Genomic DNA, 10833 nt, shown 5'->3' on the forward strand with positions numbered 1-10833 from the left:
TCCGCGGCCGCCGAGTCGGCGCGCCCGGTGGGCCCGCCGGAGAGCAGCGGCCACGCCGAGACGCTGCGCCGCCTGGAGAAGGCCGCCGGCCGCCTCGCCTCGGCGGCCATCGCGCGGATGGACGAGCGGCTGCCCTGGTACCGGGCGATGTCCGCGGAGAACCGGTCCTGGATCGGCCTGGTCGCCCAGGCCGGCATCGCCGCCTTCACCGACTGGTTCCGCCAGTCCCGGCAGGGCCGTCGGGACTCGGCGATCTCCACCGACGTCTTCGGCACCGCCCCCCGCGAGCTGACCCGGGCGGTGACGCTGCGTCAGACGGTGGAGATCGTCCGCACCACCATCGAGGTGGTGGAGGAGGCCATCGAGGAGGTGGCCGCGCCCGGCGACGAGCAGGCGCTGCGCGAGGCGGTGCTGGTCTACGCCCGGGAGATCGCCTTCGCCACCGCCCAGGTGTACGCGCGGGCCGCCGAGGCGCGCGGCGCCTGGGACGCCCGGCTGGAGGCGCTGGTCGTCAACTCGCTGCTTTCCGGGGAGGCCGACGAGGGCGTGCTGTCCCGTGCCGCGGCGCTCGGCTGGCAGAACCCGGCGCATGTCTTCGTGGTGGTGGGCACCGCCCCCGGCGGGGACTCCTCGCTGGTGGTCGACTCCATCCGGCGGGCCGCCCGGCACGCCCGGCTGCAGGTGCTCACCGGCGTGATGGGCCCGCGGCTGGTGGTCATCGTCGGCGGCGGGGACGCCTCCGGGACGTCCGCGTCCGCCGACAGCCGCGACCTGTCGCCGTCCGCCGCCGCCCGCGCGCTGATCGGCCAGTTCGCGCCGGGCTCGGTGGTGGTCGGCCCGAGCGTCCCGGACCTGCTGGGCGCGGCCCGCTCGGCCGCCGCCGCCACCTCCGGGCTGCGGGCCTGCTCGGCGTGGCCGGACGCGCCCCGCCCGGTGCAGGCGGAGGAGCTGCTGCCGGAGCGGGCGATGGCCGGCGACGAGGAGGCGCGCCGCCAACTGGTGGAGGACATCTACATCCCGCTGCGCGACAGCGGGCCTACGCTGCTGGAGACGCTGTCGGTCTTCCTGGAGCAGGCCTCCTCCCTGGAGGGCGCCGCCCGGCTGCTGTTCGTCCACCCCAATACGGTGCGCTACCGGCTGCGACGTGTGGCGGACGTCACGGGCTACACACCGACCGAGGCGCGCTCCGCGTTCACCCTGCGGATCGCCCTGACGTACGGCAGGTTGGACGAGGCGAGTCGGCATCCCGGTGCAATGTAGGAACCCCACAAGGCCCAGTACCGATCTTCGTCCGGGTCCCCACCCGTGCGGAGCGCGGTCGACGCGAGAAGGTTGAGGACGTGCTCGTTATCGTCGCTCCCGGCCAGGGCGCCCAGTCGCCCGGCTTCCTGACCCCCTGGCTCGAACTGCCCGGCGCCATGGACCGCATGCGCTGGTGGTCGGCCGTGACCGGGCTGGACCTGGTCCACTACGGGACCGAGGCCGATGCGGACACCATCAAGGACACCGCCATCGCCCAGCCGCTGCTGGTCGCCGCGGGCATCCTCGGTGCGCTCTCGCTCTTCCCGCGCCCCTCGGAGGGCCACCGCCTGGTGTCGGCGTGCGCGGGCCACAGCGTCGGCGAGATCACCGCGGCCGCCGGGGCGGGCGTGATGAGCGCCGAGTCGGCGCTGGTGCTCACCCGGCAGCGCGGCCTGGCGATGGCCGAGGCCGCCGCGGTGACGCAGACCGGCATGTCGGCGGTGATCGGCGGCGACGCGGACGAGGTCGCCGAGAAGATCCGCTCGCACGGCCTCACCCCGGCCAACTGGAACGGCACCGGCCAGATCGTCGCGGCCGGCACCTTCGAGCAGCTCGCCGCGCTGGCCGCGGACCCGCCGGAGAAGGCCCGCGTCCGCCCGCTGCAGGTGGCCGGCGCCTTCCACACCGAGCACATGGCCCCGGCGGTCGGCCGACTGCAGGAGCTCGCCCCGGCGATCTCGGTCACCGACCCGCGCTGCCGCTACATCTCCAACGAGGACGGCCGCATCCTGCACAACGGGGCGCAGGTGATCGGACGGATCGTCAAGCAGGTCTCCAACCCGGTGCGCTGGGACCTGTGCATGCGCACCATGAAGGACCTGGGCGTCACCGGCGTCATCGAGGTCCCGCCGGCGGGCACCCTGACCAACCTGATCAAGCGGAACCTGCCCGGCGTGGAGACGGTGGCGCTGAAGAAGCCCTCCGACCTGGACGCGGCCCGCGAGCTGATCGAGAAGCACGGCACCGCCGACAACCCCATCCACCAGTCGCCGACCTGGCACCTGGTGGTGGCTCCCTTCAAGGGCACCGTGCAGCGCGCCCCGATCTCGGAGGGCGCCACCCTCGCCCCCGACTCGACGGTGGCCACCGTGGTCTCCCGCTACGAGCAGGAGGTGCTGACGGTCCCGCACGGCGGCAAGGCCGTGGAGTGGCTTGTCGCCGACGGCGACGAGGTGACGCCGGGTCAGCCGCTGCTGCGCGTGCACCCCAAGGGCTCGTCGTGACGCCGGGCACGCCCGCCCCGTCCCGCGCGGTCCGCGCCCCTCGTACCGAAGCCCCTGGGAGGGCCCAGTGACGCACGCCATCACGCCGCGCCGCGGCGCGGAGCACTCCAGGATCCTCGGCGTGGGCGGCTACCGCCCGCACCGGGTGGTGCCCAACGAGGAGCTGCTGCAGTACATCGACTCCAGCGACGAGTGGATCCGCACCCGCTCGGGCATCGCCACCCGGCACTGGGCCGGCCCGGAGGAGACCGTCACCGAGATGTCGGTGGCGGCGGCCGGGAAGGCGATCGCGCAGGCGGGCATCCGTCCGGAGCAGATCGGCTGCGTGGTGGTCTCCACCGTCTCGCACTTCAAGCAGACCCCGGCGGTCGCCACCGAGATCGCGGACCGGATCGGCGCCTCGCCGGCCGCGGCGTTCGACATCTCGGCGGCCTGCGCGGGCTTCGGCTACGCCCTGAACCTCGCCGACGGCATGGTGCGCAACGGCAGCGCCGAGCACGTCCTGATCATCGGCGTGGAGCGGCTGTCGGACCTGACGGACATCCACGACCGGTCCACCGCCTTCCTGTTCGGGGACGGCGCCGGCGCGGCCGTGATCGGCCCGTCCGACACGCCCGGCATCGGCCCGGTGGTGTGGGGCTCGGACGGCGCCCAGGCGGGCGTCATCACCCAGACGCAGGCGTGGGACGCCTTCAAGGGCGAGGCCGGCGTCGGCGGGCCGTCGAAGGAGGCGACCTACCCCGCGCTCACCATGGAGGGCCAGACGGTCTTCCGATGGGCGGTGTGGGAGATGGCCAAGGTGGCCCAGCAGGCGCTGGACGCCGCGGGCATCACGGCCGACCAGCTCGACGTGTTCGTCCCCCACCAGGCGAACATGCGCATCACGGATGCGATGATCAAGGCGCTGAAGCTGCCCGCCGGGGTTCCGGTGGCACGCGACATCGCCGAGACCGGCAACACGTCGGCGGCCAGCATCCCGCTCGCCATCGAGCGCATGCTGGCCTCCGGGGAGGCGAAGAGCGGCGACACCGCGCTGCTCATCGGCTTCGGGGCGGGTCTGGTGTACGCGGCCGCGGTGGTCGTCCTGCCCTGACCGTCCGCGCGGCGGACCACCCGTCCTTCGCACCGTCAATTGCACAACCCGGAACCCCCATCCGCCGATCGGCTGATTCCGCCGGCCGGCACGGAACACGAGAATGGAGCGCCCCATGGCCGCCACCAAGGAAGAGATCGTCAGCGGTCTGGCCGAGATCGTCAACGAGGTCGCCGGTGTCCCCACCGAGGACGTCCAGCTGGACAAGTCGTTCATCGACGACCTCGACGTCGACTCGCTGTCCATGGTCGAGGTCGTCGTCGCCGCCGAGGAGCGCTTCGACGTGAAGATCCCGGACGACGACGTGAAGAACCTCAAGACCGTCGGCGACGCCGTCGAGTACATCCTGTCCCACCAGGGCTGAAGTCACTGCGCCCGCCAATCGGTTGCCCCGGTCCCCGGACCGGAGCCGGTTGGCGGGCGCGTGCGTCCCACCGTGTCCAGCCTGTCGCGGTCGGACGGCATACTGTCCGTTCTGGGCATGTTCGTCAGTACACGTTGTGACACGTTGTGAGTTGTGAAAGGAATCAGGTGAACGCCACTTCGAGGACCGTGGTCGTCACCGGCCTCGGCGCCACCACCCCGCTGGGCGGCGATGCCTCCTCGACCTGGGAGGCACTGCTGGCCGGCCGGTCGGGGGCGGACAAGCTGCCGGAGGAGCTCTTCGGTGAGCTGCCGGTCCGGATCGGTGCGCCGGCGAAGGTCGAGCCGACCGAGGTGCTGCCGCGCGTGCAGGCCCGCAAGCTGGACCGCTCGGCGCAGTTCGCGCTGATCGCCGCGCGCGAGGCGTGGGCGGACGCGGGCTTCACGGGGCCCGCGGGCAGCGTCCCGGAGGGCGCGTCGGAGCCGGAGGCCGTCCCCACCCGGGTGGCCGCGGTGGTCGGTACGGGCATCGGGGGCGTCACCACGCTCCTCGGCCAGTACGACAACCTGAAGAACAGCGGGCCCCGCAAGGTCTCCCCGCACACCGTCCCGATGCTGATGCCCAACAGCCCCGCCGCCAACGTCGGGTTGGAGGTCAACGCCAAGGTCGCCGCGCACACCACGGTGAGCGCCTGCGCGTCCGGCGCCGAGGCCATCGGCTACGCCCTGGACATCATCCGCGCCGGCCGCGCCGACGTGGTGATCTGCGGCGGCACCGAGGCGGCCATCCACCCGCTGCCGCTCGCCGCGTTCGCCAACATGATGGCGCTCAGCAAGCGCAACGACGAGCCCGAGCTGGCCTCGCGCCCCTTCGACGCGGGCCGGGACGGCTTCCTGCTCGGCGAGGGCGCCGGCATCCTCGTGCTGGAGTCCGCGGAGCACGCGGCGCGGCGCGGGGCGCGCGTCTACGCGGAGATCGCCGGCTCCGGCGTCTCCGCCGACAGCCACCACATCGCCCAGCCCGACCCGACCGGTTCGGGCGTGGAGCGGGCGCTGCGCGCGGCGATGGAGGACGCCGGGATGACGGCGGAGGACATCGACCACGTCAACCCGCACGCCACCTCGACGCCGCTGGGCGACACCGCCGAGGCGCAGGCGCTGCACCGGGTGCTGGGCGAGCGGGCCTCGGCGATCCCGGTGTCGGCGACGAAGTCGATGACGGGTCACACGCTGGGCGCGGCGGGCGCGATCGAGGCGGTCTTCACCGTCCTGGCGCTCCACGAGCGGCTGGCCCCGCCGACGATCAACCTCGACGAGGTGGACGCGGACGTGGACCTGGACATCGTGGTCGACGAGCCGCGGAAGCTGGCCGACGGGCCGCTGGGCGCGCTGTCGAACTCGTTCGGGTTCGGCGGCGCCAACGTGGTGCTGGCGATCCGGACCGCATGATCCGCGCCTCGGGGCCGGGTCCGACGCCGCCGGCGTGGGACCCGGCCCCGAGGCGTGTTCAGACGACCTGGTGCAGCCAGCGGACGGGCGCGCCCTCACCGGCGTAGCGGAACGGTTCGAGCTCGTCGTCCCAGGGCTTGCCCAACAGCCGGGACAGCTCCGCCTCCAGCTCGGACTCACCGCGGCCGGAGCGGGCCATCGCGGCGCGCAGCCGGTCCTCCGGGACAAGGATGTCGCCGTGCGGCCCCATCACCGCATGGAAGATGCCCAGCTCGGGCGTGCACGAGTAGCGCTCGCCCTCCGCCGAGGCGCACGGCTCAGCCGTCACCTCGAACCTGAGCAGCTGCCAACCCCGCAGCGCGGACGCCAGCTTGGAGGCCGTCCCCGGCTCGCCCTGCCAGGACAGCTCGGCCCGCCAGGTGCCGGGCGCGGCCGGCTGGCGGATCCAGTCGAGGCCGACGCGCGCGCCGAGCACCCCCGCGACGGCCCACTCGACATGCGGGCACAGCGCGCGGGGCGCGGAGTGCACGTACAGAACTCCACGTGTCGTCACCGGGACCTCCTGGCTACAAGGACGAGGTGCGCCTTCCCCAGCGGCCTCGCAACCGTGCCAGGGCCAGCCTTGTGCACGACGTGCTCATTCTGCCTCATCCAGCGCGTCGATACCAGCACCGTGCGTAACAGCACGCTCAGCGTTGCGTCACCAAAAGGGAGCTGACGCTCCGTTGGCGCGCCCGGTCGCGAGACCTTCGCTGCACCGTATAGGACGGACCCGCCGCGGCGTCAGCTCATCCGCCACTCCGGTCCGTCGGGGAAGCTGAAGCGGGCCAGCGCCTCGGGGCGCATCTCGGCGGAGAAGCCGGGCAGCGCCGCCGGGAGGTAGCGGCCGTCGCGCACCCCGGCCGGGTCGAGGAAGTGCTCGTGGAGGTGGTCGACGTACTCGATCGCCCTGCCCTCCTCGGTGCCGCTCACCGCCGCCAGGTCGAACATCGAGAGGTGGCGGACCAGTTCGCAGAGCCCGACGCCGCCGGCGTGCGGGCAGACCGGCACCCCGAACTTGGCGGCCAGCAGCAGGATCGCCACGTTCTCGTTGACGCCGCCGACGCGCGCCGCGTCGATCTGCACCACGTCCACCGCGCCGGCCTGCAGCAGCTGCTTGAAGACCACCCGGTTCTGCACATGCTCGCCGGTGGCCACCTTGATCGGGGCGATCGCCTTGCGGATGGCGGCGTGCGCCAGGACGTCGTCCGGGCTGGTCGGCTCCTCGATCCAGTACGGGTCGAACTCGGCGAGCGCGCGCATCCACTCCACCGCGGGGGCGACGTCCCAGCGCTGGTTGGCGTCGGTGCCGATGCGGATGTCCGGGCCGACAGCGGTGCGGGCGATGCGCATCCGGCGGCGGTCGTCCTCGACGTTCCCGCCGACCTTCAGCTTGATCATGGAGTAGCCGTCGGCGACGGCCTCGCGGCACAGCCGCTCCAGCTTCTCGTCGCTGTAGCCGAGCCAGCCGGGGGTGGTGGTGTACGCGGGGTAGCCCTCGCGCTCGATGCGGGCGATGCGCTCGGCCTTGCCCGGCTCGGCGGCGCGCAGGATGTCCAGCGCCTCCTCGGGGGTGAGCGCGTCGCTGAGGTAGCGGAAGTCGACGAGGTCGACGACCTGCTCGGGCGTCAGCTGCGCCAGCAGCTTCCAGACCGGCAGCCCGGCGCGCTTGGCGGCGAGGTCCCAGGCGGCGTTGACCACGGCCGAGATGGCCATGTGCATCACGCCCTTCTCGGGGCCGAGCCAGCGCAGCTGCGAGTCGTAGACCAGGCCGCGCGAGAAGCCCCCGAGGTCGCCGACGACCCGCTCCAGCGGCAGGCCCACCACGAACGGCTCCAGGGCCTTGATGGCGGCCGTCTGGACGTCGTTGCCGCGGCCGATGGTGAAGGCGAAGCCGTGGCCCTCCAGCCCGTCGCCGGCGTCGGTGCGCAGCACCACGTAGGCGGCGGAGTAGTCCGGGTCGGGGTTCATCGCGTCGGAGCCGTCGAGGTCCCGGGAGGTGGGGAAGCGGATGTCGAGGGCTTCCAGGGCGGTGATCCGTCCCGCGGAGCCCGCCGCCGCACCGGCCGCGTCGTCCGGGTCGGCCGTGTGCGGGTGGCTGGTCGTGGCTGTCATGTCAGCGAAGGTCCTCTTCTCCTGCCGGCGCATCGGAGGCCAGCATAGACATCCGATGATTGTGGGGGGAAGAATCCCTCGCGCCGCAGCTCTCGCGCAAGGGTTCGGACGGCCCGCGCTGGACACACGGCGTGAGCGGTCCTATCTCTGTGGTGGTGAATGCGGCGGACGCCGGGCGTCCGACGCGCCGAGCGCAACTCCCCCAGGGGCCGGGGACGACAAGCGGTGCCGCAGAGCGGCACAATGCAGCCCGTACCTCACCAGAAGGCGGATACACGATCGTGACGACTGTTGATCAAAGGATCGCCGAAGAACTCGGCGTGCGGGATGGCCAGGTGGCCGCCGCGGTCGAGCTGCTGGACGGCGGCGCCACCGTGCCGTTCATCGCCCGGTACCGGAAGGAGGCCACCGGCGCGCTCGACGACGCGCAGCTGCGCACCCTCGAGGAGCGGCTGCGCTACCTGCGCGAGCTGGACGAGCGGCGCACCGCGGTCCTCGACTCGATCCGCGAGCAGGACAAGCTCACCGACGAGCTGCAGGCCCAGATCATGGCCGCCGACACCAAGGCGCGCCTGGAGGACATCTACCTGCCCTTCAAGCCCAAGCGGCGCACCAAGGCGCAGATCGCCCGCGAGAACGGCCTGGAGCCGCTCGCCGACCAGCTGATCGGCGACCCGATGACGGTGCCCCAGCAGGCCGCGGCCGGGTTCATCGACCCCGACGGGCCGGTCCCGGACCGCGCCGCCGCGCTGGAGGGCGCCCGCGCCATCCTCGCCGAGCGGTTCGCCGAGGACGCCGACCTCATCGGCCAGCTCCGCGAGGAGATGTGGCAGCGCGGCCGACTGCTGTCCAAGGTCCGCAAGGGCAAGCGCAACGAGGACGACGCGGCGAAGTTCTCCGACTACTTCGAGTTCGGCGACCCCTTCACCAAGCTCCCCTCGCACCGCGTCCTGGCGCTGCTGCGCGGCGAGAAGGAGGAGGTGCTGGAGCTGACGGTGGAGCCCGAGCAGCGCGACCCGCTCTCCACCGGCCCCGGCTCCTACGAGCGGCGCATCGCCAAGCACGTCGGCGTCTCCAACCTGGGCCGCCCCGCGGACGGCTGGCTGGTGGAGACGGTGCGGTGGGCCTGGCGCACCCGGTTCATCGTCAAGCTGGAGATCGACGTCCGCTCCCGGATGAAGCAGCAGGCCGAGGACGCGGCGGTGGACGTCTTCGCCGCCAACCTGCGCGACCTGCTGCTCGCCGCCCCGGCCGGCACCCGCGCCACCATGGGCCTCGACCCGGGCATCCGGACGGGCGTCAAGGTGGCCGTCTGCGACGCGACCGGCAAGGTCGTCGCCACCGAGACGATCTACCCCCACGAGCCCAAGAAGCAGTGGGACAAGTCGATCGAGACGCTGGGCCGGCTCTGCAAGGAGCACGCGGTCGAGCTGATCGCCATCGGCAACGGCACGGCGTCCCGCGAGACGGACCGGCTGGCGGCCGAGATGCTCGCCCTGCACCCGGATGTGACGGCCAAGAAGGTCGTCGTCTCCGAGGCGGGCGCGTCCGTCTACTCGGCGTCCGCCTACGCCTCGCAGGAGCTGCCCGAGCTGGACGTGGCGCTGCGCGGCGCGGTCTCCATCGCGCGCCGGCTGCAGGACCCGCTCGCCGAGCTGGTGAAGATCGACCCCAAGTCGATCGGCGTCGGCCAGTACCAGCACGACCTCTCCGAGGTGAAGCTGTCGCGCTCGCTGGACGCGGTGGTCGAGGACTGCGTCAACGCGGTGGGGGTGGACGTCAACACCGCGTCCGCGCCGCTGCTGACCCGGGTCTCGGGCATCGGCTCCGGGCTCGCCGAGAACATCGTGCTCCACCGCGAGCAGCACGGCCGGTTCACCTCCCGCAAGCAGCTGAAGGAGGTGGCGCGGCTCGGGCCGAAGGCGTTCGAGCAGTGCGCGGGCTTCCTGAAGATCGCGGACGGCGAGGACCCGCTGGACGCGTCGGCGGTGCACCCGGAGGCGTACCCGGTGGTCCGGCGGATCGTCGACGCGGCCGGGGGCGACGTCAAGGAGGTCATCGGCAACGCCAAGGTGCTCGGCGGGCTGAAGCCCGCGGACTACGTGGACGCCACCTTCGGCCTGCCGACGGTGACGGACATCCTCAAGGAGCTGGAGAAGCCGGGGCGCGACCCGCGGCCGGCGTTCAAGACGGCGGAGTTCAAGGACGGCGTCGAGACGCTGGTCGACCTGCGGCCGGGCATGATCCTCGAGGGCACGGTGACGAACGTCGCGGCGTTCGGCGCGTTCGTGGACGTCGGCGTCCACCAGGACGGGCTCGTCCATGTCTCGGCGATGTCCAAGTCCTTCGTCAAGGACCCGCACGAGGTGGTGAAGTCGGGTGAGATCGTCCGGGTGAAGGTGCTGGAGGTCGACATCCGGCGGAAGCGGATCTCGCTGACGCTGCGTCTGGACGACCCGCTGCCGGGCGAGGAGCCGGCGGCGGACGCGCCCGCGGCGGGGGCCGGGGCCGGCGCCGGCGCGCCGAGGCAGAAGCGCGGCGGCGGAGCCGGCGGCGGCGGCGAGCGGGGCCGCGGGGAGCGTGGCGGCAATCGCGGCGGCGGCGACCGCGGCCGGGGCGGCGAGCGCGGCGGGAACCGCGGTGGCGGCGGCGGTGGCGAGCGCGGCAACCGCAGTGACCGCGGCGACCGGGGAGACCGCGGCGACCGGGCGAAGGTCGGGCGTCAGGGTGGTGGCCGCGACCGCGACCGGGGCGGCTCCTCCGGGGGCGGCAGCGGCGCGCTGGCCGATGCGCTGCGGCGGGCCGGACTCGCCAGCGGGAACGACCTCGGGAAGGTCTCCGAGGGGTCCGACAGCCGTCGGAACGACCGCAAGTAGCGGGATGGTTCGAGGGGCGGGTCCGGTGCCGCGGCACCGGGCCCGCCCCTCGGCGTTCCCCTCGGCGTCCGTCGGCCGCCGCCGGGTCCGTGCCGCTCAGTCGCGCCGTTCCCCGCGCCCCTCCGGGGGTTGCGGCCCGGCCTCGGGCTTCGGGCCCGGGTCCTCGCCCGCGCCGTTGGGCGCGGGGTCGGCGGCGGTGGCGGCGGTGGCGCCGTGGGGGGTGGTGGTGGAGGCGCCCTCGGCGGGCGGCTCGGGGGCGGCGTCCCCCTCCTGCTCGGCCGCCGCCTCCTCGGCCTTCTCCTTGCGGTGCCTGCGGACCCGCCACACCACCAGGGCGGCGACGACCAGCACGCCCACGACGATGGCCACGACC

Annotated in this window: 7 protein-coding genes and 2 pseudogenes; 6 read left to right on the top strand and 3 right to left on the bottom strand. The window is 73.3% G+C overall.

Going from position 1 to position 10833, the window contains the following annotated elements:
• The first annotated feature begins 27 nt into the window (after positions 1 to 27).
• The 5 genes and pseudogenes from BIV57_RS05535 (at position 28) to fabF (ending at position 5430) form a co-directional block, all read left to right on the top strand.
• Positions 28 to 1260, top strand: a complete 1233-nt coding sequence (locus tag BIV57_RS05535) for a PucR family transcriptional regulator (RefSeq protein ID WP_071655526.1) — start codon at positions 28 to 30, stop codon at positions 1258 to 1260.
• An 80-nt stretch (positions 1261 to 1340) separates the two neighbouring features.
• A pseudogene (locus BIV57_RS05540) lies at positions 1341 to 2270 on the top strand (ACP S-malonyltransferase); the annotation flags it as partial.
• Positions 2271 to 2592: 322 nt separating this feature from the next.
• Positions 2593 to 3618 carry a beta-ketoacyl-ACP synthase III gene (locus tag BIV57_RS05545; protein WP_071655520.1) on the top strand — a complete coding sequence of 342 codons (1026 nt, stop codon included), beginning with the start codon at positions 2593 to 2595 and terminating at the stop codon, positions 3616 to 3618.
• A gap of 115 nt (positions 3619 to 3733) precedes the next feature.
• Complete coding sequence (locus tag BIV57_RS05550; RefSeq protein WP_071655521.1) at positions 3734 to 3982, top strand: acyl carrier protein; 249 nt, start codon at positions 3734 to 3736, stop codon at positions 3980 to 3982.
• A gap of 167 nt (positions 3983 to 4149) precedes the next feature.
• A complete protein-coding gene (gene fabF / locus BIV57_RS05555) occupies positions 4150 to 5430 on the top strand; it encodes a beta-ketoacyl-ACP synthase II (RefSeq protein ID WP_071655522.1) in 1281 nt (426 codons plus the stop codon).
• Positions 5431 to 5488: 58 nt separating this feature from the next.
• Here fabF and BIV57_RS05560 read toward each other — a convergent pair whose 3' ends face one another.
• Positions 5489 to 5983, bottom strand: coding sequence for a DUF3145 domain-containing protein (locus tag BIV57_RS05560; RefSeq protein WP_071655523.1), 495 nt, complete (start codon positions 5981 to 5983; stop codon positions 5489 to 5491).
• Between the two features lie 230 nt (positions 5984 to 6213).
• Entirely contained in the window at positions 6214 to 7584 is a 1371-nt protein-coding gene (locus BIV57_RS05565) for an L-fuconate dehydratase (protein ID WP_079170039.1), read from the bottom strand.
• A gap of 278 nt (positions 7585 to 7862) precedes the next feature.
• On the opposite strand from BIV57_RS05565, the gene BIV57_RS05570 reads away from it, so the two are divergent.
• The gene (locus BIV57_RS05570; RefSeq protein ID WP_071655528.1) at positions 7863 to 10460 is read left to right on the top strand and encodes a Tex family protein; all 2598 of its coding nucleotides are present in this window, start codon (positions 7863 to 7865) and stop codon (positions 10458 to 10460) included.
• A 96-nt stretch (positions 10461 to 10556) separates the two neighbouring features.
• On the opposite strand, the pseudogene BIV57_RS24925 reads toward BIV57_RS05570, so the two are convergent.
• Positions 10557 to 10833 (bottom strand): annotated as a pseudogene (locus BIV57_RS24925) (hypothetical protein); the annotation flags it as partial.

It is taken from the genome of Mangrovactinospora gilvigrisea (assembly GCF_001879105.1).
GTDB lineage: Bacteria > Actinomycetota > Actinomycetes > Streptomycetales > Streptomycetaceae > Mangrovactinospora > Mangrovactinospora gilvigrisea.